Here is a 23,014-nt window from a genome sequence, read left to right on the forward strand (position 1 = left end):
GGGGCTGAAATGGCAACCACCGTTATACCCTTCGGCCCGCAGCATCCCGTCCTGCCCGAACCCGTCCACCTGACCCTCAAGGTCGAGGACGAGATCGTCAAGGAGGCCATCCCGGCCCTGGGCTACGTCCACCGCGGCCTGGAAAAGCTGGCCGACATCCGCGACTTCCATCAGATGATCAACGTCTGCGAGCGCGTCTGCGGCATCTGTTCCATGATCCACGGCACCTGTTACTCCGAGTCCATCGAGGAGCTCATGGGCATCGAGGTCACGGACCGCGCCAAGCTGCTGCGCGTCATCTGGAGCGAACTGCACCGCAGCCACTCCCACCTGCTCTGGCTGGGCCTGTTCGCCGACGCCTTCGGCTTCGAGTCCCTGTTCATGCAGTTTTGGAAGGTCCGCGAGCGGATCATGGACATCAACGAGGCCACCACCGGCAGCCGCGTCATCGTGTCCGTAAACGTCATCGGCGGCGTCCGCGCCGACCTCTCCCCGGAGCAGATCCGCTGGATCCTGTCCGAGATCGAGATCGTCGAGAAAGAGGTCAAGGCCATCCAGGACACCATCATGAACGACTACACCGTCAAGTCCCGCACCGTGGGCGTCGGCGTGATGACCAAGGAACAGGCCTGGGAACTCGGCGCGGCCGGTCCGACCCTGCGCGGTTCCGGCGTGGCCCAGGACATGCGCCAGCAGGGCTACGGCGGCTACTCGTTCCTGGACTTCGAGCCCGTGGTCGAGACCGCCGGCGACTGCTGGGCGCGCTCCACCGTGCGCTTCCGCGAAGTGCTCCAGTCCATCGATCTGGTCCGCCAGGCCATTGCCAAGCTGCCCGAGGGCGAGCTGGCCGTGAAGATCAAGGGCAACCCGCCCGAGGGCGAGGTCTACCACCGGGTGGAACAGCCGCGCGGCGAGTGCGTCTACTACATCCGCGGCAACGGCACCAAGAACCTCGACCGCCTGCGCATCCGCACGCCCACGTTCGCCAACATCCCGCCGCTCCTGGCCATGCTGCCGGAGTGCGAGTTGGCCGACGTGCCGGTCATCGTGCTGTCCATCGACCCGTGCATCAGCTGCACCGAACGCTAGGAGGACCGCATGCAGTTTACACCCACCGTCATCAAGAACCTGCTCAAGAAGCCCGCCACCCGGAAGTATCCCTATGAGGTGCGCGAGCCGTTCCCCATGTACCGCGGCGAGCTGGTCATCGACATCGACAGGTGCATCTTCTGCGGCATGTGCTCCCGCAAGTGTCCCAGCCAGTGCATCACCGTGGACAAGGCCGCCGGCACCTGGCAGTGCGACCCGCACGCCTGCGTCTACTGCGGCCTGTGCCGCGACCACTGCCCGACCAAGTGCCTGTCCATGAAGGACGTGCACCGCAAGCCGGTGACAGAGAAGGTCACCTGGATCGAACACGGCAACCCGCCCAAGCCCAAGGTCAAGGCCGCCCCCAAGGCCGAGGCCAAAGCCGAAGCCAAGCCCGGGAAAAAGGCCGACAAAAAGGACGGCAAGTAACCGTCTTTGCAATGTGAATAAAAAAGCCCCGCGCATGTTGTCGCGGGCTTTTTGCCTCGCGCCGGGGAAGGGGAGAAGGGAACCCTTTGAGAAAAGGGTTCCCTTCTCCTCCCCGGACTCCCATCCCTCATCCTTCCTAAACTTTTTGTATACGCTTTCGCGTGTGCGGCAGGGGCGGGAGAGAGTGCCTCTTACAAGAGCATGGTGGGAGAGCCGCTAGGTGGTGAGCCCGGCACGGCAGTAGTTCCCACGCGGGCCCCGCGAAGCGGTGCTAGAAGGCTTTGAAGGGAGTCCAGAGGGGAACCTTTCCGGAAGTTTCCCTCTGGCGGGTCCGGGGCAGCGCCCCGGCCGCCGGAGGCATTCTTTCCCTACAGCTTCTGGTCGATATCCGTGAAGCAGGGGATGCAGTAGGTCTTTCCGGCGAACCGGCGGGTGCGGGATTCCATGGTCATCTCGCCGCATTGTGCGCAGCGCAGGCTTTGCAGCACGGCGGCGGGCCGTGGCGGGGGGCAGTCGAGGGGAGTGACGGCGAACATGTCGTCAAGGGGCAGGGCCGTGAAGCGGTCGATACCCGCTTGCCGGGTCTCTCCGGGCGCGCCCATGGCGGAATCCCTGAGCACGGCGCGGAACCCCTTGCCGGACTTGCGGTCGAAGAAGTTGAAGGCGCGTTTGCCATAGTCGCGGTGGATGAAGTTGCCCTTGCCGAAGGTGCAGTCGGTCAAAAACTGGATGGCGTCCACGCCGCACATGTCGGTCTCGGCCACGGCGACCAGGTCCAGGGTGTCCAGGTCGCCGAGTTCGCGGCGGGCCAACTCCACGGCGCGGATGCCGATGGTCAGGCCGGGACAGTGGTGGCCGTGGAAGGCGATGGTGGCGTCCAGTTTCTCCTGGGGAATGGTGCCGGGCATGGGATTCTCCTTGTTCTTGGCTAGGCGGCCGGGACCACCATGGGGTGGCCCTGGATGTGGTGGATATGCACGGGCAGGCCGTAGACCTCTTCGACCACGTCGGAGGTGACCTCGCAGGCCGGGCCGGTGGAGTGGATGCGCCCGTCCTTGAGGAACAGGACCTTGTCGGCGTAGCGCAGGGCGGTGTTCAGGTCGTGCATGGTCATGATCGCGGCGATGCGGTGTTCGTCCACCACCCGGCGGAGCATGGTCAGGATGTCCACCTGGCTCTTGAGGTCCAGGCTGGAGGTGGGCTCGTCCAGGAGCATGAGGCGCGGCTCCTGGACCAGGGCGCGGGCGATGGCCACCTTTTGCAGTTCGCCGCCGGACAGGCAGTCGATGTAGCGCAGGGCGAGGCGGGTCATGTGCAGACGCTTCAGGGCGGAGTCGACCATCTTGAGGTCTTCCTCTCCCACCCGCCAGACGATGTGCGGCTTGCGGCCCATGAGCACGGCGTCGAACACGGTCAGGCGGGCGGCCTCGCTGCGCTGGGCCACGTAGCCGATGCCGAGCGCGATCTCGTGCGGGCGCATCCTGAGCACATCGCGGTCTTCGACCAGGACCTTGCCCGCGCACGGGGCGTGGATGGCGTTGATGCATTTGAGCAGGGTGGTCTTGCCCACGCCGTTGGGGCCGAGAATGGCCAGGAGTTCCCCGCCGTCCAGGTTGAACTGTACGTCGCGCAGGACCTTGGAGCCGTTGTAGGCGAAGTCGAGATCGTTGACCGAGAGGATCATCGCCGTTGCCCCCTTATGATGAGATAGATGAAGACCGGCGCGCCCATGAACGCGGTCAGGACCGAGACCGGCAGCATGTGCGGGGCCAAGACCAGCCGTGCCGCGGTGTCCGAAACGAGCAGGAGCAGGCCGCCCGCCAGGATGGAACCCGGCAGCAGGAATCGGTGGTCCGAGCCGATGATCCGGCGGACCATGTGCGGGACCACCAGGCCGACGAAGCCGATAATGCCCAGGAAGGCGATGACCACGGCGGTGAGCATGGAGGCGAGCATCATGCCGATGAGCCGGACCCGGTCCACGCGCACGCCCAGCCCCTTGGCGGTCTCGTCGCCCGCGTCGATGGCGTTGTAGTTCCAGCCGTTGGCCAGGAAGTAGAGGGAGGTGGCCGCGGTCACTCCGGCCATGACGCCCAGTTCGGTCCAGGAGGCCCGGGCCGTGTCGCCGAAGGTCCAGAAGACCATGGCCGCCAACTGTACGTCGTCGGCGAAGAATTGCAGGAACATGGTCCCGGCGGTGAACAGTGCGCCGAGCGCGACGCCGGTCAGGATCATGATCTCGGGCGAGGACCCGCGCAGCCGGGAGACTCCCACGATGACCCCGGCGGCGGCCAGGCTGAAGAGGAAGGCCACGGCTGTGGTCAGGTACGGGTTGGTGATGCTCACGGCGTCCGCGTTGGAGGAGCCCATTATCCCGCCGCCCAGGACCATGACGGACAAGGCCGCGCCGAAGGCCGCCGCGTGGGAGATGCCCAGGGTGAAGGGCGAGCCGAGCGGGTTGCGCAGGATGGACTGCATGACTGTCCCGGCCACGGCCAGCCCGGCCCCGGCCACGATGGAGGCCAGGGCCTGGGGCAGGCGGATATTCCAGACGATCACGTCGAACCGCTTGGACACGGCCCAGCCCATGAGGGTCTTGGCCACGTCCGCGATCGGGATGTTTGCTGCGCCCAGGGAGATGGAGACCACCAGGGCCAGGGCGAGCAGTCCGCCGGTCAGGCAGACCACGGCGAGCTTGACGCCGATGTATCGCCGGTATTCGGCGGGCACCTGTCCGTCGGAGAAGTGCATCTAGTTAACCGGGACGGGCTTGAAGGCCATGCCGTGGAACAGGGCGTCCATGTCCTTGAAGACCGGCTTGCCCACCAGGAAGGTATATATCTCGTCGGCCTTGGCCGCCGGGTCCACGTCCGCGAACCGGTCGGGGTAGAGGACCTTGCCGATGAAGTAGGCGTCGGCCAGGATGGAGCCGAAGTTCTGGGTGTACCAGTTGTACGGCAGCACGCCGTAGACGCGGCCCTGCTTCACGGCGTCGAGCAGGCGGTAGGCCGGGTCGGTGCGCAGCTCGAACAGCCCGCCCGCGTCGTCCCCGAGTTGCAGGGTGGCCAGGTCCAGGAAGAGCACGTCCGGGTCCCATTCGACGATCTTTTCCTTGGCGATATCGGACTGGGACAGGCTCTTGCCCGCCTTACCGGCCTCATAGGCAAGGTTGATGGCATTGACGAACTGGAACGGGGGATAGGCGGGCTCGGTGGACTGGAAGCCGTGCGGTCCGCGGAAGGCCACGCCGCCCAGGTAGACCGTGGACCGCTCCTGGCCCGGCACGCTGCCCGTGCGGCGGCTCAGGTCGGCAATGAGCCCGTCGATGTACGTGATGATCTCCTCGGCCCGCTGCTCCTTGCCCATGACCTTGGCCATGATGCGCAGGCTCTTGTACAGGACTGGCCGGGCCTTGCCCAGGTTGCCGTAGTCGAGGACCACCACCGGGATGCCGGTCTTGTCCTGAAGCTCCTGGGGATCGTAGCCCATGGACGAGGTGTAGGTCTTGAAGATGACCTGGGGCTGGGGCTCCAGGGTCAGGATCAGCTCGGGGTTGTCGTGGCCCCGGAACTCGCCGAAGATGGGCATTTTCTTGAACTGCGGGTTGGCGATGGCGTAAGGCCGGGCGTCGAACTTGCGGCGGCGGACCTCAATGTCGTCCACGGCCACGATGCGGTCCTGGGCCCCGAGATAGGTCAACAGGCGCAGGCACCCGGAGCCGGAGCAGATGACGTGCTCGACCTTGTCGGGGATGTCGTTCTCACGGCCGTTGGAGTCGGCCAGGGTGCGCGCCGATCCGGTCGCGGGCAGGGCCAGAAGGAGCAGGAGGATGGCGCAAATAATATGAAGTTTTTTCATTTGAACACCTTGCAATGCATACAAAGAAGAGATTGCAACCCGATAGTTGCTACGAATATATAAAATGTAACACTATGGTCTTCCTAAATAAAAGCGGGAAGGGCGTCAAGAGGGAAATGAAAACGGACTATTGCGGTCAGTTTTTACGGGCCCGGGGGTGAGCCACCGACGAGCGGGGTGAAGAAAAATGAAAAGGCGGCCCCTCTCACCTTGAGCGGGGCCGCCGTGTTATCGGTCGGGACGGGATCAGAACCGTTCGAAATCGGCGTCGTCGCGGCCGTCCATGTCCAGATCCATCCCGCCGGGAGCGGCTTTGCCGGATAGCTCGGGCAGGGCGGCGGGCCGCCTGGCCGCACCGTGGCACGGTCCGCGCCGGTGTTCTCGCGGATGCGTTCGGTTTACTTATTATGATTATAAATCGAAGGCCATTATTCATCGGTCACGGTTCGGTGTCGGCTCCCTTCCCCGTTTGCCCGCGCCGGACCGCTTGGCTTGGCCGGGGAAATTGCGTAACGTGCCAATCCTTATGCAGCGAAAGCAGACAAGAGTGGTAAACATCGGCGGCGTGGGCATCGGCGGGGACAACCCGGTCCGGGTCCAGTCCATGTGCAACACGGACACGCGCGACGTCGCGGCCACGGTCGGGCAGATCAACCAACTGGCCGGGGCCGGGTGCGAGATCGTGCGCCTGGCCGTGCCCGACGAGGCGGCGGCCGCCGTGCTCGCCGACATACGCGGACAGTCGCCCGTGCCGCTCATCGCGGACATCCACTTCGACCACCGCCTGGCCCTGGCCGCGTTGGACGCGGGCTTCGACGGCCTGCGCATCAACCCCGGCAACATCGGGGACGAGGCCAAGGTGGACGCCGTGGTCCGTGCTGCCGCGGCGCACAATACGCCCATCCGCATCGGGGTCAACGGCGGGTCCCTGGAAAAGGACCTGTTGAGACAATACGGCGGCCCCACGCCCGAGGCCATGGTCGAGTCCGGCCTGAGGCATGTGCGCATGCTCGAAAACCGTGGCTTCCACGACATCAAGATTTCGCTCAAGACCTCGTCCGTGCTCAAGACCGTCGCGGCCTACCGGCTCATGTCCGAGCAGGTGGATTACCCGCTGCACATCGGCATCACCGAGGCGGGCACCCTGGTGCGCGGCGCGGTCAAGTCCGCCGTCGGGCTCGGCATCCTCCTGTACGAGGGCATCGGCGACACCATGCGCGTGTCCCTGACCCACGACCCGGTGGCCGAGATCGGCGTGGCCTATGAAATACTGCGCAGTCTCGGCTTGCGGGAACGCGGCCCGGAGATTATATCCTGCCCCACCTGCGGGCGCACCGAGATCGGCCTGATCGACCTGGCCGAGCAGGTGGAAGCGGCGCTCAGGGGAGTGGAAGAGGTCTTCACCGTGGCCGTCATGGGCTGCGTGGTCAACGGGCCTGGCGAGGCGAAAGAGGCCGACATCGGCATCGCCGGGGGCCGGGACCTGGGCATCATTTTCCGCAAGGGCGAGGTGGTCCGCAAGGTTCGCGGCAACGCCAACCTGCTGCCCGAATTCATGAAAGAAATCGATAAATTCCTGGAAGAAAGGAGAACCGACTAGATGCGTCTTTCCCGCTATTACATCCCGACCCTGAAGGAGGACCCGGCCGACGCCGAGGTGGTCTCCCACAAGCTCCTGATGCGCGCGGGCATGATCCGCAAGCTGACCAGCGGCATCTACAACTACCTGCCGCTGGGCCTGCGCTCCATCAATAAGGTGGCGCAGATCGTGCGCGAGGAGATGGACCGCGCGGGCGCACTGGAAGTCCTCCTGCCCACGGTCCAGCCCGCCGACCTGTGGAAGGAGACCGGCCGCTGGGAGTACTACGGCAAGGAGTTGCTCCGCTTCAAGGACCGCCACGACCGTGACTACTGCCTCGGCCCGACCCACGAGGAGGTCATCACCGACCTGGTGCGCGGCGAGATCAAGTCCTACAAGCAACTGCCGGTCAACCTCTACCAGATCCAGACCAAGTTCCGCGACGAGATCCGTCCCCGGTTCGGGCTCATGCGCGGCCGCGAGTTCATCATGAAGGACGCCTACTCCTTCGACAAGGACGAGGCGGGCGCGGAAGAGTCCTATTTCGGCATGTTCAACGCCTACAAGGCCGCGTTCTCGCGCATCGGTCTGCGCTTCAAACCGGTCCAGGCCGACTCCGGGGCCATCGGCGGCGATTTCTCCCACGAATTCATGGTCCTGGCCGAGACCGGCGAGGACACCATCGCCTCCTGCCTGTCCTGTGACTTCGCGGCCAACCTGGAAAAGGCCAAGGTCAAGCCCCTGGGGACGTGGACCTCCCTGGACGAGGACCTGGTGCCCCCCCTGGAGGAGGTCGCCACGCCCGGAGCGCACACCGTGGACGAGGTCTGCGCTTTCCTGGGCGTCTCCCCCAAGCGGCTGGTCAAGACCCTGCTTTTTGTGGTCGACGGCAAGCCCGTGGCCGGGCTGGTGCGCGGCGACCGCGAGCTGAACGACGTCAAGCTGCGCAACCTGGTGGGCGGCAACGAGATCGAGCTGGCCGACGAGGCCACGGTCCGCAGGCTGACGGGCGCGCCCGTGGGCTTTGCCGGTCCTGTGGGGCTGGACCCCGAGGTGCCGGTTTACGCCGACCAGGAGCTCATGACCGAGATCGACTGGGTGGCCGGGGCCAACAAGGGCGACACCCATGTGCGGCACCTGTCGCTCAAACGCGACTGCGCCATCGAGAAGTTTCACGACCTGCGCGTCATCGAGCCCACCGACCCCTGCCCCGAGTGCGGCGGCGAGATCGAGTTCACCAAGGGCATCGAGGTCGGCCACGTGTTCAAGCTCGGCCTCAAGTATTCCGAGAAGATGGAAGCCACTTTCCTGGACGAGAACGGCAAGACCCAATACATGATCATGGGCTGCTACGGCATCGGCGTGTCCCGTATCGTGGCCTCGGCCATCGAGCAGAACAACGACGAGAACGGCTGCTGCTTCCCGCCGTCCATTGCACCGTTCGAGGTCTGCCTGATCTCGCTGGGCGGCAAGGACCAGGACGTGGCCGACAAGGCCGAGGAGCTCTACGGCGAACTGAAAAAGCTCGGCGTGGACGTGGCCTTCGACGACCGCAAGGAACGTCCGGGCGTCAAGTTCGCCGAGGCCGACCTGATCGGCTACCCCATGCAACTCGTGCTCGGCGGCAAGGGACTCAAGAACGGCATCATCGAAGCCAAGGACCGCAAGACCGGCGAAAAGATCGAACTTCCCCTCGACACCTTCGCCGCGTCCTTCGCCGACTGGCGAAATCAGATCTGGAATAACTGGGGCCTCGAAACCCCCTAGATTCCGTACGCTCGTTGACATTGCAAACTCCCCGGCGCGGAATCGCGCCGGGGAGTTTTTTGTTTGCCTCCGGCGGCCGGGGAAGGAGAAGGAAACCCTTTGAGAAAAGGGTTTCCTCTCCCTCTCCGATCCGATCCCTCATCCTTCCTAAACTTTATCTGCGCTTCGCGGGGTGGCGGGTTGAGGGGAGGGTACTCTTCAGGGATGCGTTGTAGTGGGTGATGGAGCACGGCAAGTGGCGTCCGCACAGCTCCCGCGAAGCGGCGCTAAAAAGTTTTGAAGGGGAGTCCAGAGGGGAAACTTTTTCAAAAGTTTCCCCTCTGGCCGCCGGAGGCATCCGGCATTCTCCCTCTCCGCGCTTTCCGGTTGAAGCGTGGGGGTGGGGGTGGTAGGTTGTGATCGGCCGGGAAAACCGTATGGGAGAGAGAACATGACAATCGAAAGCGGCATTGCATTGGCCTTGGCGACGCTGGTGTTCGCGTGCATTCCCGGGCCGGGCATTTCGGCCGTGGTGGCGCAGTCGCTGGCGCGCGGGTTCAGGGCCGGGGCCGGGTTCACCTGCGGGCTGGCGCTCGGCGACGTGTGTTATCTGCTGACCGCCCTGTTCGGCATGGGCTGGGTGGCTTCGCAGATCGGGCCGTATTTTGTTGTTCTGAAATGGGCGGGCGCCGCCTACCTGGTGTTCATGGGCGTGAAGTGCTGGCGGGCCAGGCCCAGTGTCGAGCAGGCCGGGTGCGCCCTGCCGGTTCGTCCGGGCCGCAGCTTCCTGGCCGGGCTGTGCGTGACGCTGGGCAACCCCAAGGCCATCGCCTTCTATTGCGGCTTTTTGCCCGGCTTCGTGGACATGCAGACCCTGACCGGCACCGACGTGGCCCTGGTCATGTCCATCATCGTCCCGATCATCGCCACGGTCCCGCTGGTCTACGCCGCACTTGCCGCGCGCGGCCGCCACGCCATCCGCTCGACCCGGCTGTGGAAGGCCATGAACCGCACGGCGGGCACGATCATGATCGGCGCGGGCGTTGCCATCGCTTCGGAGTAAAATGAAATAACCCGGACCCCCGGCCTCTTTCCTCCCGCGAAGCGGCGATAAAAAGTTTAGGAAGGATGAGGGGATGGGGGTCCGGGAAGGGGAGAAGGGAAGCCCTTTTCAAAGGGTTCCCTTCTCCCCTTCCCCCGGCCGCCGGAGGCATTCCTTGTCCAATATACTGACCGTTTCCGAACTGACCAAATCCGTCAAGGCCCTGCTGGAGGCCGAGTTCCCGTTCGTGTGGGTGCGGGGGCAGGTATCGAATCTGGCGCGTCCGGCGTCCGGGCATGTGTATTTCACGCTGACGGACGGGGACGCGGCATTGAGCGTGGTCTGGTTCAAGTCTTCGCAGCGCTCGGCCGAGCCGGTGCGGCTGGGCGCGGACAGGGTCAACCCGCTGACCGGGGAGATCGAGGAGGACGAGGGCGGCACGGCCTTGACCGGCAGCGGGCTGGAGGACGGCATGGAGGTGCTCTGCGCCGGGCGGCTGAACGTGTACGAACCGCGCGGGCAGTACCAGTTGGTGGCCGAGCTGGTCCAGGCGCAGGGCGTGGGCGACCTGGCCGTGGCCTTCGAGGCGCTCAAGAAGAAGCTGGCGGCCAAGGGGTATTTCGACGAGGACCGCAAACTGGAGCTGCCGCGCGACCCCAAGCGGGTGGCGGTGGTCACCTCCAGGTCGGGCGCGGCCATCCGGGATTTTTTGCGCATCGCGGACACGCGCGGCACCGGGGCGGAGATCCGCATCTATCCGGTGCTGGTCCAGGGCGACCGGGCCCCGGCGCAGATCGCGGCGGCGCTGGACCAGGTGGACGACGAGGGCTGGGCCGAGGTGGCCGTGCTCATCCGCGGCGGCGGGTCGCTGGAGGATTTGTGGGCCTTCAACACCGAGGAGGTGGCGGACGCCATCTACCGGGCGCGGTTGCCGGTGATCACCGGCGTGGGGCATGAGCCGGACGTGTCCATCGCGGATTTCGTGGCCGACAAGCGGGCGGCCACCCCGACCCACGCGGCCCAAGAGCTGTGGCCCCGGCGCGAAACCCTGGCCCAGAAGGTGGACGTGCTCGATTTGGGGCTGACGCGGGCCTATGCGGCCTGGCTGTCGGGCAAGGAAGGGGAGTTCGAGCACCTGCGCAAGGCCCTGGTCTGGCTGTCGCCCCAGCGGCGGCTGGAGCGCATGGAGGACCGCTTTTCCGCGCTCATGTCCCGCTTGCAGGGGGCGGGGCTGGACCATTATTTCGAACGCGCCGAACAGGGGGCGCGGGCGGCCGAGGGACTTTCTCGCGCCCTCGGCACACACCGGCTGGACGGCCTTTCGCACGACGCGGCCGGGCTGGCGCACCGTCTGGGCCGGGCCTTCGGGCCGGGATGCGTGGACGGACTTGCCGGGGCCGTGGACGGGCTCGGGCGCAGGCTGGACAAGTCCGGGCGCGGGGCGGCCGAGGGTGCGGCCCAGCGGCTGGCCGTGCTGGAGACCGCGTTGCGCGGGCTGGACCCCGAAGGACCGCTGGAGCGCGGGTACGCCCTGGTGCGAGTGGCCGGGACCGGCGAATTTTTACGTGACCCGAGAAGGGTGACGAAGGGCGATGCACTTGATATCACGGTCCGTGACGGCCGCGTGGCGGCCACGGTAACGGACACCCGACCCAACGAGGAATAGCGATTTATGCGACGGTTTTTTCTACTGGTGATGTTGGCGGCCCTGCTTGGGCTCCCCTCGAATGCCCTGGCCCAGGATCAGGCCCCGGACCAGGCACGCCCCCAGGCACAGCCCCAGGGACAGGAGGAGACCTTCGGGCTCCAGGAGGGCGACGGCCCGGCCCTGGTGACCAAGGCCGACGCTGCGGCCGAGGAGCCCGCGCCGGTCAGGTCGGTTCCGGCCCTGGTATTGGCCGCGCCGCGCAAGGCGGGCGTGGGCAAACCGTTCCTGGTCCGGTTGACCTCGGACCTGCCGCTGGAGTCGGTGTCCGTGCACTGGCAGGGGCGCGAGGTGGTCCCGTCCATTTCGGTCTGGAACAACCGGCACGTGGCCCTGGCCATGCTCGGCACGGACGTGCTCACCGAGCGGCCCGGCAAGGAGGACCTGGTGGTCATCGCCTCGGTGGACGGCAAGGAGAGCACCCTGCGCCGCACCGTGCGCATCGTCCCGGAAAACTATCCGAAACAGGAGCTGACCCTGCCCGAGAAAATGGTCACCCCGCCCAAGGGCGTGTATGCGCGCATCGAGGCCGAGGGCAAGCAGACCGCGGCGGCCAAGAACACGGTCTCGGCCATGCGCATGTGGCGTCTGCCCCTGGAGCGGCCGGTGCAGGGCAAGGTGTTGTCCGTGTACGGCGCGCAGCGCATCCTCAACGGCAAGCCCAAAAACCCGCACCGGGGGCTCGACTTCCGCTCGGCCATGGGCAACCCTGTCAAGTGCGTGGCCGACGGCAGGGTCATCCTGGTGGGGGATCACTACTACGCGGGCAACTCGGTCTACGTGGACCACGGCAACGGGGTGGTCTCCATGTATTTCCACCTGTCCGAGCCCACGGTCAAGGAAGGCGACGAGATCAAGCGCGGCCAGACCGTGGGCCTGACCGGCATGACCGGTCGGGCCACCGGGCCACACCTGCACTTTTCCCTGTCGGTTCTGGGCGAGCTGGTCGACCCCGCACCGCTGTTCACCACGACAGCGGACAACATGCTGCAATAACAAACGGTTGATAACTATCCATGACGATTCGCAAGCTTTTCGGTAAGCGGCTGTTGCCGCCGCTTCCCTGTCTCGTCCTCCTTGCCTGCCTGTGTCTGCCGGTTTCGGCTCGGGCAGGCGGCATGGTCGATGTGACGGCCCCGGCCGCCGTGGGCAGGGGCAAGCCGTTCGTGGTCCGTATCTCCACCTGGTATCCGCTTGAGGACCTGGAGGTGCGCTGGAACGGGCGGAGCGTGCACCCGGCCGTGACCATGGCCGGCGAGCGGTCCGAGGCCGTGCTCCTGCTCGGCGTGGGGTTGCGCGGCGAGACCGGGGCGTACCCGCTGGAGGTGGTGGCGCATATCTGGGGGCATGCGCGCAGATTTTCCCGGACCATCGCCGTCAGGGAATCCGCGTGGGGCACCGAGACCCTGTCCGTCCCCCCGAAGATGGTCCGCCCGCCCGCGTCCGAACAGGCCCGCATCGAGAAGGATCGCGAGCTGCTCAAGGCCGCCTTGGGTAAGGCTTCGCCCGAGCGGTACTGGACCGCGCCGCTGGTCCGGCCGGTCAAGGGCAGGATGCTCAGCCGGTTCGGCCTGTACCGGACGTTCAACGGCAACGTGGCGGCCCGGCACACGGGCCTGGATTTCCGGGCCTGGCTTGGCACCCCCATCCACGCCGTGGCGGCGGGCCGGGTGGTCCTCATCCGGAACCTCTACTATGCTGGAAACACGGTGCTTATCGACCACGGCAACGGATTTATGACCATGTCGTGCCACCTGTTCAAGACAAAAGTGCGGGAAGGGGATATGGTCGAGGCCGGACAGGTCGTCGGCCTGTCCGGGGCCACGGGGCGCGTCACCGGCGCGCACCTGCACCTGGCCGCGTTCGTGCTCGGTGCTGTGGTCGATCCGGAGCCGTTCTTTGACGGCACGGTTTTGGTTGATGGCAATGAAAAATGAATGAATTTAATTGGTAATGGATAATCAGAATGAATCATTCGCGGAAAGTCCGCGGTGATGCCGGTCCCGGTTCTGCCGCCTCGGGCGAGCGGGCGGGGCTGGGCGGGGAGGACGGCGTGTCCGGATCGGCCTTACAGAGAATCCTCCTGGGAGCGGTCGTTCCCGTGCTCGTCTATTATGCCGGGCGCAGGGTCGGCGTGCCCATGGTGGGCGCGGCTCTGGCCGCGGCCTGGGGCGTGGGGGTGTCGGTCTGGTTTTTCCTCCGGGACCGCGAGGTGGACGGCTTCTCGGCCATCGGCGCGGCCTACTGCCTGGCCGAGCTGGCCGGGCTTGCGGTCACGCACGACCCGGACTGGTACCTGCTGTCGCCCATTGTGTCGAACGCGGTCATGGGCGGCGTGTTCCTGGCGTCCATGCTCCTGAAAAGGCCGCTCATCCAGCTTCTGGCCGAACAGAGCGCCGGGAAGGACGCCTTCCCCGACTCGGTGCGCCAAAGCGGGTATTACCGCCCCCTGTGGCTCCGTCTGAGCGTGCTCTGGGGAGGGGCGTATTTTCTCAGGGCCTTCGGGTTGTGGATTGTCCTCCAGGGCTGGTCCACCGAGGTCTATCTGGCGGCCCGCGTCGTCCTGGACTGGCCGGTCGTGGCCGCGCTGATCGCCCTGAGCTTCTGGTATCCCAAGCTGTATTGGAGACAACGGCTGCATCCCGCGAAAAACAGGGAATATGGAGAATAAGATGGCAACGACAACCTTCGAAGACCGCCTGGAGAGGCTGAAGCTCGTGGTCGAGCAGTTGGAACGCGGCGACCTGCCCCTCGAGGAGGGCGTGGCCCTGTACAAGGAGGGGCTCGAACTGGTCAAGGCGTGCGGCAAGCAGTTGGAGACCGCCCGGCACGAGGTCAAGCTGGTGTCCGACGGACTCGTTCGCGAGTTCGACGCGCTTGAGGCGCTGACCACGGAGACGGAGGACGAACCGTGACCTTCAAGGAAGAACTGGGCCGCCGTGCGGCCGTGGTGGAGGACTATCTGGTCACCTGCCTGCGGGGCAAGGACGTCCCGGACCGGCTGCTCCGGTCCATGGAATACTCCCTGCTGGCAGGGGGAAAGCGGCTGCGGCCCGTGCTGGTCCTCTCCTGGAACGGGCTGCTCGGCGGGGACAGGGCCCAGGCCATGCCCTTTGCCGCCTCGCTGGAATGCATTCACACCTATTCGCTGATCCATGATGACCTGCCCGCAATGGATGACGACGACCTGCGGCGCGGGCGGCCGTCCAATCACAAACAGTTTGACGAGGCCACGGCCATCCTGGCGGGCGACGGGCTGCTGACCGAGGCCTTCGGGCTGATGTCCGCCGCGTCCTTGGTCGAGGGGCTGCCCGCGGAACGGGTGCTGCGGGCGATCTCCGTTCTGGCCCGGGCGGCCGGGGCGGGCGGCATGGTCGGCGGCCAGGCCGTGGACATGGAGCTCACCGGGCGCACCGGCGTGCCGCTGGAAGAGTTGAAGAAGATGCACGCCATGAAGACCGGCGCGCTGCTGACCGCCTCCTGCGAGTGCGGGGCGATCCTGGCCGGGGCCGGGGAGGCGGACATCGTCAATGCCCGCGACTTCGGGCGCAAGATCGGCGTGGCCTTCCAGATCGTGGACGACGTGCTCGACGTGGTCGGCGACACCGCGACCCTGGGCAAGCCCGCGGGCAGCGACGAGGCCATGGGCAAGACCACGTACCCGTCGCTCATCGGGTTGGACAAGAGCAAAACCCTGGCCCGGGAGTACGTGGACGAGGCGCTGACGCATTTATCCGGCTATTTCGGGGGAGAACAGGAGTTCCTCTGGCAATTGGCCCGATACATAGTAGACAGGGTGTATTGATTGCACTAGGATTTCGCTTCCATGATCAAAGACCCCAAACAGACAGCCATCCTGTCCACAATTCACAAGCCCGGCGACGTCCGCGCCCTGGAAGGCGACCAGATGGACATCCTGGCCCAGGAATTGCGCGACATCATCATCAGCCAGGTGTCGGCCCACGGCGGCCACCTGGCCCCGTCGCTGGGCGTGATCGAGCTGACGCTCGCCCTGTTCCGGTCCTTCGACCTGGAGCACGACAAGCTGGTCTGGGACGTGGGGCACCAGGCATACGCCCACAAGCTGCTCACCGGCCGGGTCGACGAATTCCGCACCCTGCGCCAGAAGGGCGGCCTGTCCGGCTTCCCGCGCATGGCCGAATCGCCCTACGACCACTTCGGCGTGGGCCACTCGTCCACCTCCATCTCGGCCGCGCTGGGCATGGCCATGGCCCGCGACCTCAAGGGCGAGGACCATGAGGTGGTGGCGGTCATCGGCGACGGTTCCCTGACCGCCGGGCTGGCCTTCGAGGGGCTGAACCAGGCGGGCGACCTGGGCCGCAAGATGGTCGTGGTCCTGAACGACAACGAAATGTCCATCTCCAAGAACGTGGGCGCGCTGTCGCAGTTCCTGAGCCGCAAGATGACCACCCCGTTTCTCCAGCGGCTGAAGAGCGACGTGGAGGGGTTGCTGGCGACCATCCCCAAGATCGGCGACGACCTGGCCGGGTATGCCAAGCGGTACGGCGATTCGGTCAAGTCCTTCTTCACCCCCGGCATCCTGTTCGAGGCCTTCCACTTCACCTACGTGGGGCCCATCGACGGCCACGACACGGCCACCATGGTCAAGGTTTTCGAAGAGGTGAAGAAGCTGGACAAGCCGGTCCTGGTCCATGTCATGACCAAAAAGGGCAAGGGCTACGAGCCCGCCGAGTCCGACCCGTCCCACTATCACGGCGTGGGCGAGTTCATCCCCGAGACCGGCCTGGCCCGCAAATTTTCCGGTTCCGGCCTGCCGTCCTACACCGCCATCTTCGGGTCCACCCTGTGCTCGCTGGCGGCCGAGGACGACAAGATCATCGCCATCACCGCGGCCATGCCCGAGGGCACGGGCACGGAATGTTTCCGCAAGAACTACCCGGACCGGTTCGTGGACGTGGGCATCTGCGAGCAGCACGCGGTGACCTTCGCCGCCGGGCTGGCCGCCGAGGGGTACAAACCCGCCGTGGCCATCTACTCCACCTTCATGCAGCGGGCCTACGACCAGATCGTGCACGACGTCTGCCTGCAAAACCTGAACGTGAATTTCTTCCTGGACCGGGGCGGGTTGGTCGGCGAGGACGGAGCCACCCATCACGGGGCCTTCGACATGAGCTACTTGCGCCACATCCCGAATCTGGTGGTCATGGCCCCCAAGGACGAGGCCGAACTGGCCCGGATGATGGTCACGGCGTTTGACTACGACGGCCCCTGCGCGGTCCGCTACCCGCGCGGCACGGGGGTCGGGGCCAAGGTCTCGGCCCGCCCGAAGAAGATCGCCATAGGCAGGGGCGAACTCATGCGTGACGGCGAGGACGCCCTGGTTGTCACCATCGGCTCGCGGGTCTACCCCGCGGTGGAGGCGGCCATGGAACTGGTCGAGGACGGCCTGCACGTGGCCGTGTTCAATGCCCGGTTCGTCAAGCCCTTGCCCAAAGAGCAGCTCCTGGAGCTGGCCGACCGTTTCGACCGTATCCTCCTGGTGGAGGAGAACGCGCTGGCCGGGGGCTTCTGCTCCGCCGTGCTGGAGCTGTTCACCGAATGCGGCGTCATGGACGGCAAACGCATCAAGCAGCTCGGCCTCCCGGACGAGTTCGTGGAACACGGAACCCAGAAGGAATTGCGCCACATGCTCGGAATCGACAAGGACGGCATCAAGCGGGCGCTCAAGACGCTCTGCGGGTAGCCCGATGGCCGCCCGCGATGCGCTCCCGCCCGGCACCGGCCTCGGCACGAGGTTGGGCCGTTTCCTGCGCGGCGTGTCCACCCTGCGCCGCTGGATGGGACTGGGCGGGACCAAGCTGGGGTTTTACATCCCCTACCGCTGGGCCGGAGTTCTTTCCCCTTTCACCCAGGGCGACCGCTACGAGTGGCTCAAGGCATCCTGGGACGCGGACCGCGCCCCCTTTGAGAATACGCTTTCCCTGATTGCGAGACACCTGGACCGGCTGGCGGAGTTTGCCGTGGCCGACCCGGAAAACGTGGACCGCCCGCGTTTCGACCAAAGCTGGTTCCCCGGCCTGGACGGGGCTGCCGCCTACGCTTTGGTCCGGGAACTCGCGCCCGCCCGGATTATCGAGATCGGTTCGGGCCACTCCACCCGTTTCATGGCCCAGGCCGTCTGCGACGGGGGGCTCAAGACCCGGCTCACATCCATCGATCCTGCGCCCAGGCGAACCATCGACCACCTTTGCGACGAGGTCATCCGGACCACCCTGGACAAGGCCGACCCCGCCATCTTCCGGGGGCTTGCGGCGGGCGACATCCTGTTCTTCGACGGCAGCCACATCGGCATGCCCGGCTCGGACGCGGACACCCTGTTCAACCGGGTCCTGCCTACCCTGGCGCCGGGGGTGTGGGTCCACGTTCACGACATCTTCCTGCCCAACGGCTATCCGGACATCTGGGAATGGCGCGGCTACAACGAACAGCTCCTGGCCGTCAGTCTTCTGGCCGGGGGCGACCGTTTCCGGGTCCGCTTCGCCTCGGCCTACGTGCGCCGCTACATGGGCGACGTGGTGGCCGACTGGCCGATTCCTCTCCCGGACCAGGCCTTCGAGGCCTCCCTCTGGCTCGAAAAAACCGCCTGATCTCTTCCCGCCCACAGGGCGCAAAAGAAGACGGTCCGAGCACCCGCACGGCCCATCAAGCCCGCACGCCTTCACGCGAAGCGTACACAAAAAGTTTAGGAAGGGAGAGGGGATGGGGTTCCGGGGGAAGGGGAGAGGGACAACCCTTAACAAAGGGCCTCCCTCTCCCCTTCCCCCGGCTGCGGCGCGCTAGCGCCCGCAGCACTTCTTGTATTTCTTGCCCGAGCCGCAGGGGCAGGGTTCGTTGCGGCCGATCTTGGGTTCCTTGCGGATGGGCGGCCCGGCGACCATCTGGCCGTCCACGTAGAGCCATTTGCCGTCGATGAGGTGGAACCGGCTGCGTTCGCGGTGCGTCTGTTCCTCGCCGTCGATGGCGTACTGGGCGGAGAATTCCACGATGCCCGCCTCGTCGCCTTCCAGGCCGGCCCAGGTGTCGTGGATGGTCAGGCCCAGCCACTCGGCGGATTCGGCCCACTGGCGCACGGACGCGTCGTCGTGGTCCTTGAGGGCCTCGGGCGCGAGGGTGGCCTTGAGATAGTCGAGCTCTTTGAGCACGTAGGCGGTGTAGCGCGAGCGCATGAGCGCTTCGGCGGTGGGGGCCGTTTTCTCACCGGAAATATAGGGGCCGCAGCACTGGGCCAGTTCCAGGCCGGAGCCGCAGGGGCATTCTTGGGACATACGATACCTCGCTTGGTTTTGGTCAGCGGATTGTAGAGAAAACCGCCCGGCTGTCAATGAGTAAGCGCTTGCCCCGCGCCGCCGGGCGTGGCACCCTGCGTCCATGCTCCGCATCACCGAGACCGTTTACATTCCCTGGACCGAGCTGCGCTTCACCGCCTGCCGGAGCTCCGGCCCCGGCGGCCAGCACGTCAACACCGCGGACACGCGGGTGACGCTGCTGTTCGACGTGGAGCATTCCCCGAGCCTGACGCAGTTGCAGAAAGTCGCGGTCAGGGGGAAGCTCAGGCGGCGCATGGACAAGCGCGGCGTGCTCCAGGTGACCAGCCAGAAGTTCCGCAGCCAGAAGACCAACAAGGATTCGGCCGTGGAGCGGTTCGTTGAGCTGATGCAGTGGGCGCTCAAGCCGGTGGTCCCGCGCAAGGAGACCCGGGTGCCCAAGTCGGCCAAGCGCAGGCGGCTGGACCGCAAGAAACGCACGGCCCAGCGCAAGCGCGACCGCAAGCTGCCAGATTTCAGCGGGGAGTACTAGCCCTTTCCGAGCGCGGCCCGGAGGTAGCGCTCGCCCAGTTCCATATCCGCATAGGCCTCGGCCAGGTGCAGGTAGACCACCTTGAGATACTTGGCGTGGATGCCCGCCGCGTTCGCCTGTCGCTCGCGCACGGTCTCGGGCGTGATGGCGTCCATGGCCGCGAGCAGGGCCGCGGCGCGGTGGCGCGCCCGGTGGTGCGCCTCGATCTCGGCCTGACCCGCGCGGGCAATGCGTTCGCGCCGCTGCGGATCGGCCAGCAGGTCGCAGACGATGCGGACCAGTTCGTCCACGTCGTCCGGTGGGTAGGTGACCAGGTGCTCGCCGTCCGTGAACAGCTTTGACTGGCCGTGGCCGATGGCGGGCGTGACCAGGCAGGCACCGGTCGCCAGGGCCTCGAAGACCCGGAAGTTGAGGTCCCCGCGCTCGGCGATGTTCAGGACCAGGCGGGCCTTGGGGAAGAGCTCGCCGAACTCTCCCTTGGTCACGTGGAGGTTGGGCAGCCGGGCCTTGAGCTCCTTGAGAAATTCGTAGCGGACGGACGTAGTCTCGCGGTCGACGTTGCCCGCGAAGAGCAGGTCCCATTCCTTGGCCGGGGGTGTTTCCGGCGGCTGTTCATCCCGCAGGGGATAGGGCGGCAGCCAGAGGACCTGGTTGTCGGCGAGCCGCCGGCGGAAGCGGGGCATGTGGTCGCGCAGGGACACGGCGGCCAGGTCGAAGGCTTGGGCGTACAGGGGATACCAGGAGTGGATGTGCGAGTCGATGGCGTAGAAGGCCGTGGCGCAGGGATAGGATTCCACGCCGAGCAGCGGCGGGGGAATGGAGCGGTCTGCGTACAGGACGATGTCCGGTTCGCCCGCGCAGCGCGTGACGATGTCCGGCCAGGTCAGGACCTCGGGCCCGGCCAGCGGGATGTTGACGATCTCGAACCCCGTGTCCTCGGTGTGCTGCGGCCGGAAGCAGTAGCCGCCGATCCAGGCGATCCGCTTCACCGGCTAGGCCTCCTTGCGGACCATGTGCAGGATGCGCCTCGGCCCGATGCACGACTGCGTGCGGTGGGACGGGATGTTGCGCGCCAGCTTGAATCCCTGACGCGTGGCCTCGGCGATGATCACCGGCAGTTGGCTCTCGCCCACCTCAAGGATGCACTCGTTGCAGTGGGCGAACATGATTTCGGTGGTCAACTCGAACTTGCCGGTGCGGTGCAGGACGTTCAGGGCCAGGATGATGTCGTACTTCTGCTTCAGCGGGGTGGTGATGTCGTAGATCATGAAGTGGCAGCCCGACCCCTTTGCCCCGGCCAGGTAGTTGGCCAGGGCCACGGCCCCCCTGTCCATGTCCAGGCCCACTCCGGCGGCGCCCATCTCCTCGGCCTTGAAGGTGTAGTAGCCGTGCATGCAGCCGTAGTCGCACAGGGTCTTGCCCGTAAACTCCACGCCGAGCTTGAGGATGTTTTGCCAGGCCAGACCGGACTGGGTGAAGCCGGGCACCAGCACGCGGCCCCGGTACTCGATGGTCTGGTAGAAGGGGTTGAAGGACTCGGCCTCGGCAATGGCCTTGAAGACCTCGTGGTCGGTCTCGGGCACGCCCGGATGGACCGCGTCCCGGTTGGCCTCGGCCCAGCGGAGGATGTCGTCCGAATCCTCGACCACTTCGTAGCCGTCCAGCACGGGTTCGAGCATCTCGCAGAACGGGGTGTTGGCCGGGAGCGGTCTGCCCGCCTTGACGGCCTCCTTGGTCTGGCGCACCCGGCGCAGGGCGAAGCGCTGCATGCGGACCTCCCTGGGCGGGTTGAGGTAGAAGGGGTGCACGATGGTGAAGGGCGAATAGATGTCGTCCAGGGCGTCCAGAAAGGCCTGGTGGATGTGCGGGTGGCTGACCCGGCAGCCTTCGAACACGAGGTTGCGGAAGCGGCGGGCGCGCAGGTGGGGAATGAATATCTCCTTGAAATCCTTGTAGGTACCCGGATGGCGGACGGCCTCGATGTCCCCGCCGTGCCGCTCGGCCACCTGGTGGGTGAACCCGTCCAGGCGCAGAAGGTCGTAGCCCAGGTCCTCGGCCAGACGCCGGGCGGCGAAGCTCTTGCCCGCGGCGGGCGGGCCCGCGATGATGATCACCTTGGGGCTGAAGCGGTAAATCCGTTCCGGGGCAGCCTGGTTGCCGGTTTCCGCGGCGGCTTTGGGGGTACATTGCTCTTTCATGGGTAAGTCCAATATATTCTGTGCGTTGCAGGCCACGCCCAGGCGCGGCCCGTCAGAAAAACGGCATGCGAAAGGCACGAATTACCCGTTTGAGGAGAAATTGCACGATACATGCCAAGGGGGCCCTGGCGCGCGGAGGGGTTAGGTCAGGCCGAGCTCTTCCAGGGCCAGGTACAGTTCGCGGCTGATCCAGGCGTCGGTGGCGGCGTAGACGATCTGCTGCCGGGTGAGCTTGTCCTTGGCCCAGTTGGAGCACTGGGCGGACTTGGAGATGCGGAAGCCGAGCAGGTTCGCGGCCATGTTGCGCAGGCCGTGGGTCTGGAGGTTGTATTTGGCCGTAATGTCCGAGAGGTCCAAGAAGCCGCTGGGTTTGAAGCGGAAGTGTTTCTGCAGCCCGAGGATGTCGTCGCGCACGGCCACGCCGGTCTTGAGGATGCGTCGGTTGGCCAGGATGTCGCAGACCCCCTTTGCCAGGGGCAGGACGCCCAGCTGGAAGACGTAGGCGCAGTCCGCTGTGGCCAGTTGGAGCAGGGATGGCGGGCCGGGCTTTTTGCCCTTCTTGAACACGGGCCGGGTCTCGGTGTCGAAGCCGAGCAGGGAGGAGTCGCGCATGCCGTCGAGCGCCTCCTCGAGGTCGGAATCGCTGCGGACGACCTTGATTTCCCCCTCGTAGCGGCGCAGGGGCATGTCGTTGATTTCTTCCTTGGTGAAGGCCCGGAGGTACTGTTGCGGGATGTCGAGGCTGTCCGTGGTCATTAATGTACTTGGTGCGTTAAAAGTTTGAGGGATCGTTGTACATTCCCGCAACTTCGTCAAGTACAAGGTGACGTGCCCGCCCGGAAGCGTCCGCGCGGGCACGTCATTTCCCTATTCGTAGCGCAGGAAGCCGCCCGAGCAGGGGGCACTGTTGTAGCGCCACCAATAGGCCCCGTTGCACGTTTCGGTGGCCGGAATCATGCCGTTGCGGTTGTTGTACCGCAATACGTTCTGCACGAACTGGTGCTGGGTCGCCTGCTCTATGGAGTCGATGGCGTCCGAGAGCTTGACCGTGCCGTCTTTGACGCCGGGCAGGACCCGGCTCATCTCCGTGGTGATGAACCGTTGGGAGGGGTTGGCCTCCAGGAACTTGTCGAAGGCCGCGAGCGTGGCCTCCTTGTCGCCCTTGCGGCCCTCGGACAGGGCGATGAACAGGGCGGCGTCCCAGATCTTGTCCTTCTCGCCCTGAGCCTCGGTCAGGGTCTTGATGCTCTGGTCGTATTCCCCGGCGAAGTACATGGCGATGCCCGCCTTGACCATGGAGGACTGGAATCCCATGGTTCGGTCCATGGGCTCCTGTCGCAGGGCCTCGCCGTAGGCCTTGGCCGAGGCCTTGAAGTAGTCCACGGCCCGTGCGTCATTGCGGGTGACGTAGACGCGCCAGGCGCGTTGGAAGTTGCGGTCACCGGTGTTGACCAGGCCCGCCCGGGCGGGCAGGGCCATGGCCGACACGAGCAAAATGGCTGTTATAATTAATGATTTACGCATGATAA

At 65.8% G+C, this 23,014-nt stretch carries 23 protein-coding genes; 14 read left to right on the forward strand and 9 right to left on the reverse strand.

All coding sequences use genetic code 11. The annotated features are described in order from the left end of the window. Positions 1 to 9: 9 nt before the first annotated feature. Both V8V93_RS06615 and V8V93_RS06620 read left to right on the forward strand, forming a co-directional pair. Positions 10 to 1,089: a nickel-dependent hydrogenase large subunit gene (locus V8V93_RS06615; RefSeq protein ID WP_338669571.1), complete on the forward strand. Its 1,080-nt coding sequence runs from the start codon at positions 10 to 12 to the stop codon at positions 1,087 to 1,089. Positions 1,090 to 1,098: 9 nt separating this feature from the next. Beyond that, a complete protein-coding gene (locus V8V93_RS06620; RefSeq protein WP_338669572.1) occupies positions 1,099 to 1,518 on the forward strand; it encodes a 4Fe-4S binding protein in 420 nt (139 codons plus the stop codon). A gap of 368 nt (positions 1,519 to 1,886) precedes the next feature. Here the strand turns inward: V8V93_RS06620 and V8V93_RS06625 are convergent, their stop codons facing one another. Genes V8V93_RS06625 through V8V93_RS06640 form a run of 4 tightly spaced genes read right to left on the reverse strand, consistent with a single transcriptional unit; the run spans position 1,887 to position 5,376 of the window. Then, positions 1,887 to 2,426, reverse strand: coding sequence for an FmdE family protein (locus V8V93_RS06625; protein WP_338669573.1), 540 nt, complete (start codon positions 2,424 to 2,426; stop codon positions 1,887 to 1,889). 20 nt (positions 2,427 to 2,446) lie between these two features. After that, complete coding sequence (locus V8V93_RS06630) at positions 2,447 to 3,202, reverse strand: ABC transporter ATP-binding protein (RefSeq protein ID WP_338669574.1); 756 nt, start codon at positions 3,200 to 3,202, stop codon at positions 2,447 to 2,449. Next, positions 3,199 to 4,269 carry a FecCD family ABC transporter permease gene (locus V8V93_RS06635; RefSeq protein WP_338669575.1) on the reverse strand — a complete coding sequence of 357 codons (1,071 nt, stop codon included), beginning with the start codon at positions 4,267 to 4,269 and terminating at the stop codon, positions 3,199 to 3,201. Before V8V93_RS06635 ends, V8V93_RS06630 begins: the two co-directional genes overlap by 4 nt. Further along, positions 4,270 to 5,376 carry an iron ABC transporter substrate-binding protein gene (locus V8V93_RS06640; RefSeq protein ID WP_338669576.1) on the reverse strand — a complete coding sequence of 369 codons (1,107 nt, stop codon included), beginning with the start codon at positions 5,374 to 5,376 and terminating at the stop codon, positions 4,270 to 4,272. A 526-nt stretch (positions 5,377 to 5,902) separates the two neighbouring features. Between V8V93_RS06640 and ispG the strand changes: the two genes are divergently transcribed. The 11 genes from ispG (at position 5,903) to V8V93_RS06695 (ending at position 18,077) form a co-directional block, all read left to right on the forward strand. Continuing rightward, positions 5,903 to 6,976 (forward strand): flavodoxin-dependent (E)-4-hydroxy-3-methylbut-2-enyl-diphosphate synthase, encoded by a 1,074-nt coding sequence (ispG, locus tag V8V93_RS06645; RefSeq protein WP_338669577.1) that lies wholly within the window; start codon positions 5,903 to 5,905, stop codon positions 6,974 to 6,976. Then, positions 6,977 to 8,722: a proline--tRNA ligase gene (locus V8V93_RS06650; protein ID WP_338669578.1), complete on the forward strand. Its 1,746-nt coding sequence runs from the start codon at positions 6,977 to 6,979 to the stop codon at positions 8,720 to 8,722. A gap of 430 nt (positions 8,723 to 9,152) precedes the next feature. Beyond that, positions 9,153 to 9,764 carry a LysE family translocator gene (locus V8V93_RS06655; protein ID WP_338669579.1) on the forward strand — a complete coding sequence of 204 codons (612 nt, stop codon included), beginning with the start codon at positions 9,153 to 9,155 and terminating at the stop codon, positions 9,762 to 9,764. Positions 9,765 to 9,918: 154 nt separating this feature from the next. Further along, on the forward strand, positions 9,919 to 11,409 hold the full coding sequence (gene xseA / locus V8V93_RS06660; RefSeq protein ID WP_338669580.1) for an exodeoxyribonuclease VII large subunit: 1,491 nt from the start codon (positions 9,919 to 9,921) through the stop codon (positions 11,407 to 11,409). A 6-nt stretch (positions 11,410 to 11,415) separates the two neighbouring features. Beyond that, a complete protein-coding gene (locus V8V93_RS06665; protein ID WP_338669581.1) occupies positions 11,416 to 12,444 on the forward strand; it encodes a M23 family metallopeptidase in 1,029 nt (342 codons plus the stop codon). A 122-nt stretch (positions 12,445 to 12,566) separates the two neighbouring features. Beyond that, a complete protein-coding gene (locus V8V93_RS06670) occupies positions 12,567 to 13,385 on the forward strand; it encodes a M23 family metallopeptidase (protein ID WP_338669582.1) in 819 nt (272 codons plus the stop codon). Positions 13,386 to 13,414: 29 nt separating this feature from the next. Beyond that, positions 13,415 to 14,119: a VC0807 family protein gene (locus V8V93_RS06675; protein ID WP_338669583.1), complete on the forward strand. Its 705-nt coding sequence runs from the start codon at positions 13,415 to 13,417 to the stop codon at positions 14,117 to 14,119. A 1-nt stretch (position 14,120) separates the two neighbouring features. After that, on the forward strand, positions 14,121 to 14,363 hold the full coding sequence (gene xseB, locus V8V93_RS06680; RefSeq protein ID WP_338669584.1) for an exodeoxyribonuclease VII small subunit: 243 nt from the start codon (positions 14,121 to 14,123) through the stop codon (positions 14,361 to 14,363). Then, on the forward strand, positions 14,360 to 15,253 hold the full coding sequence (locus V8V93_RS06685; protein WP_338669585.1) for a polyprenyl synthetase family protein: 894 nt from the start codon (positions 14,360 to 14,362) through the stop codon (positions 15,251 to 15,253). Before xseB ends, V8V93_RS06685 begins: the two co-directional genes overlap by 4 nt. Before the next feature lie 21 nt (positions 15,254 to 15,274). Beyond that, entirely contained in the window at positions 15,275 to 17,173 is a 1,899-nt protein-coding gene (gene dxs, locus V8V93_RS06690; protein ID WP_338669586.1) for a 1-deoxy-D-xylulose-5-phosphate synthase, read from the forward strand. A 4-nt stretch (positions 17,174 to 17,177) separates the two neighbouring features. Further along, positions 17,178 to 18,077 carry a class I SAM-dependent methyltransferase gene (locus V8V93_RS06695; protein WP_338669587.1) on the forward strand — a complete coding sequence of 300 codons (900 nt, stop codon included), beginning with the start codon at positions 17,178 to 17,180 and terminating at the stop codon, positions 18,075 to 18,077. Between the two features lie 189 nt (positions 18,078 to 18,266). Here the strand turns inward: V8V93_RS06695 and V8V93_RS06700 are convergent, their stop codons facing one another. Further along, on the reverse strand, positions 18,267 to 18,755 hold the full coding sequence (locus V8V93_RS06700) for a YchJ family protein (RefSeq protein ID WP_338669588.1): 489 nt from the start codon (positions 18,753 to 18,755) through the stop codon (positions 18,267 to 18,269). Between the two features lie 103 nt (positions 18,756 to 18,858). Between V8V93_RS06700 and arfB the strand changes: the two genes are divergently transcribed. Further along, positions 18,859 to 19,287, forward strand: a complete 429-nt coding sequence (gene arfB, locus V8V93_RS06705) for an alternative ribosome rescue aminoacyl-tRNA hydrolase ArfB (RefSeq protein WP_338669589.1) — start codon at positions 18,859 to 18,861, stop codon at positions 19,285 to 19,287. Here arfB and V8V93_RS06710 read toward each other — a convergent pair. The 4 genes from V8V93_RS06710 to V8V93_RS06725 form a co-directional block, all read right to left on the reverse strand. Continuing rightward, positions 19,284 to 20,276 (reverse strand): glycosyltransferase, encoded by a 993-nt coding sequence (locus V8V93_RS06710; RefSeq protein ID WP_338669590.1) that lies wholly within the window; start codon positions 20,274 to 20,276, stop codon positions 19,284 to 19,286. The genes arfB and V8V93_RS06710 overlap by 4 nt on opposite strands. A gap of 3 nt (positions 20,277 to 20,279) precedes the next feature. Next, a complete protein-coding gene (locus V8V93_RS06715; RefSeq protein ID WP_338669591.1) occupies positions 20,280 to 21,485 on the reverse strand; it encodes a methyltransferase domain-containing protein in 1,206 nt (401 codons plus the stop codon). A gap of 141 nt (positions 21,486 to 21,626) precedes the next feature. Further along, positions 21,627 to 22,241 carry a 3'-5' exonuclease gene (locus tag V8V93_RS06720; RefSeq protein ID WP_338669592.1) on the reverse strand — a complete coding sequence of 205 codons (615 nt, stop codon included), beginning with the start codon at positions 22,239 to 22,241 and terminating at the stop codon, positions 21,627 to 21,629. A 111-nt stretch (positions 22,242 to 22,352) separates the two neighbouring features. Continuing rightward, complete coding sequence (locus tag V8V93_RS06725) at positions 22,353 to 23,009, reverse strand: hypothetical protein (protein ID WP_338669593.1); 657 nt, start codon at positions 23,007 to 23,009, stop codon at positions 22,353 to 22,355. Between the last annotated feature and the right edge of the window lie 5 nt (positions 23,010 to 23,014).

The sequence above is a fragment of the Pseudodesulfovibrio sp. 5S69 genome (assembly GCF_037094465.1).
GTDB classification, from domain to species: domain Bacteria; phylum Desulfobacterota; class Desulfovibrionia; order Desulfovibrionales; family Desulfovibrionaceae; genus Pseudodesulfovibrio; species Pseudodesulfovibrio methanolicus.

Coding starts and splice junctions, on each gene's coding strand:
- V8V93_RS06615 (WP_338669571.1), top strand. CDS start 10: ATGGCAACCACCGTTATACCCTTCGGCCCGCAGCATCCCGTCCTGCCC.
- V8V93_RS06700 (WP_338669588.1), bottom strand. CDS start 18,755: ATGTCCCAAGAATGCCCCTGCGGCTCCGGCCTGGAACTGGCCCAGTGC.
- arfB (WP_338669589.1), top strand. CDS start 18,859: ATGCTCCGCATCACCGAGACCGTTTACATTCCCTGGACCGAGCTGCGC.
- V8V93_RS06655 (WP_338669579.1), top strand. CDS start 9,153: ATGACAATCGAAAGCGGCATTGCATTGGCCTTGGCGACGCTGGTGTTC.
- V8V93_RS06720 (WP_338669592.1), bottom strand. CDS start 22,241: ATGACCACGGACAGCCTCGACATCCCGCAACAGTACCTCCGGGCCTTC.
- V8V93_RS06715 (WP_338669591.1), bottom strand. CDS start 21,485: ATGAAAGAGCAATGTACCCCCAAAGCCGCCGCGGAAACCGGCAACCAG.
- V8V93_RS06670 (WP_338669582.1), top strand. CDS start 12,567: ATGGTCGATGTGACGGCCCCGGCCGCCGTGGGCAGGGGCAAGCCGTTC.
- xseB (WP_338669584.1), top strand. CDS start 14,121: ATGGCAACGACAACCTTCGAAGACCGCCTGGAGAGGCTGAAGCTCGTG.
- ispG (WP_338669577.1), top strand. CDS start 5,903: ATGCAGCGAAAGCAGACAAGAGTGGTAAACATCGGCGGCGTGGGCATC.
- V8V93_RS06620 (WP_338669572.1), top strand. CDS start 1,099: ATGCAGTTTACACCCACCGTCATCAAGAACCTGCTCAAGAAGCCCGCC.
- V8V93_RS06675 (WP_338669583.1), top strand. CDS start 13,415: ATGAATCATTCGCGGAAAGTCCGCGGTGATGCCGGTCCCGGTTCTGCC.
- V8V93_RS06650 (WP_338669578.1), top strand. CDS start 6,977: ATGCGTCTTTCCCGCTATTACATCCCGACCCTGAAGGAGGACCCGGCC.
- dxs (WP_338669586.1), top strand. CDS start 15,275: ATGATCAAAGACCCCAAACAGACAGCCATCCTGTCCACAATTCACAAG.
- V8V93_RS06635 (WP_338669575.1), bottom strand. CDS start 4,269: ATGCACTTCTCCGACGGACAGGTGCCCGCCGAATACCGGCGATACATC.
- V8V93_RS06640 (WP_338669576.1), bottom strand. CDS start 5,376: ATGAAAAAACTTCATATTATTTGCGCCATCCTCCTGCTCCTTCTGGCC.
- V8V93_RS06625 (WP_338669573.1), bottom strand. CDS start 2,426: ATGCCCGGCACCATTCCCCAGGAGAAACTGGACGCCACCATCGCCTTC.
- V8V93_RS06665 (WP_338669581.1), top strand. CDS start 11,416: ATGCGACGGTTTTTTCTACTGGTGATGTTGGCGGCCCTGCTTGGGCTC.
- V8V93_RS06725 (WP_338669593.1), bottom strand. CDS start 23,009: ATGCGTAAATCATTAATTATAACAGCCATTTTGCTCGTGTCGGCCATG.
- V8V93_RS06630 (WP_338669574.1), bottom strand. CDS start 3,202: ATGATCCTCTCGGTCAACGATCTCGACTTCGCCTACAACGGCTCCAAG.
- V8V93_RS06695 (WP_338669587.1), top strand. CDS start 17,178: ATGGCCGCCCGCGATGCGCTCCCGCCCGGCACCGGCCTCGGCACGAGG.